1 protein-coding gene and 1 pseudogene are annotated in these 1,192 nt (G+C 51.9%); both read right to left on the bottom strand.

All coding sequences use genetic code 11. From position 1 onward, the window contains the following. A pseudogene (locus tag ABYP33_RS19420) lies at positions 1-897 on the bottom strand (hypothetical protein); the annotation flags it as partial. A gap of 47 nt (positions 898-944) precedes the next feature. Continuing rightward, a partial coding sequence (locus ABYP33_RS19415; RefSeq protein ID WP_373093030.1) for an OmpA family protein occupies positions 945-1,192 on the bottom strand: 248 nt, incomplete at its 5' end.

Below are 1,192 nucleotides of genomic sequence, written 5' to 3'. Positions count from 1 at the left end.
GTAAATAACCTGCTGTCCGCGCAGGCCCACGCGCTGAATCTCGGCATCCAGCTCAAGCTTGGTTGAGGTGGTCGTTGGGCCACTACAGAATAACAACAACGAGCAATTACCTGCCTGAACAAACTGCACGTCCGGATTGCGCTCGTAGTCTACGTAGGAGATATCCAGACCATATAAGCCGAAGGTAAAAGGATGATCAACACTGAAACTGTATTGATTTAGCGACTTGCCGTCCTCGGATTCTCCCCACGAGACGAAGGCGCGCTGATAGGCCGCAGAGAACTCTGTGCCCTCTTCGCTGCGGTGTTGCACGCCAACCAGGCCAAAATAGCGCCCTAGGTAACGACTGCCTTTGTTGTTCAGCTCTGCTATAAAATTTGTGCTTTGGTGGTCAGCCTTGGGCTGCGCATCCAGCACCATAGCGAGGCGCTGGTTTTCCAACAGCTCATAGCCCACCGCATAGTCCTGACCAATGCGCTCCGATTTCAGATTCGCCAGCACACGGGCAGTATCAAACTCTGCCAGCGTTGGATCGGTGTCGCCAACAAGCCCACTAAAATGCCCCGTCAGACGTTCGTCACCGCGCACTTCAGAAACCACTGACTGACTGACAATAACACCGACAATATCCTCCACTCGATAGTAGTGGAGCTGAACCCACAAATATCCCGCATTGTAGTAAACCCGCGCGAGATCTTTTACAACGTCTGACGGTGCTTTTGCATCTCTGATAACGGACAGTATGGCAGCTTGGTCCAGGAGCTCATTCCCAAAGACCCGAACCTCAACGTTGCCAAGTTTGCCGCCAACATAGCTGGCATTTTTCGTTTTTATTTCACTAATTAAAGCGCTGTCCGCCGCCAGTGGCGGGAGCGCTGGTGGCAAGTCTATCGCCATGAATATCCCCTAAATCGGTTCGGGTTCTTTACTTTCAAATGCAGCTGCTAGTTATTAGATTGCATCGTCACAGCTTCGCGAATGATCAATTCAGCGCGTCGGTTTTTGTATCGGCTTGCCTCACTATTATTGTCTGCGATTGGCATTTGCTCACCATAACCTCGAACAATCAGGCTCTGGCCATCGATCCCCTGAGCTACCAGAAAGTCATAAACTGCTCTAGCACGCGCTTCTGAAATGCGAGCGTTGAGCGCCTCATCTCCCAGTGCGTCCGCGTGGCCTGCAATTTCCACCC

The organism is Zhongshania sp. (assembly GCF_041584495.1).
Taxonomy (GTDB): domain Bacteria; phylum Pseudomonadota; class Gammaproteobacteria; order Pseudomonadales; family Spongiibacteraceae; genus Spongiibacter.
This window is presented reverse-complemented; position numbering and strand designations above follow the sequence as displayed.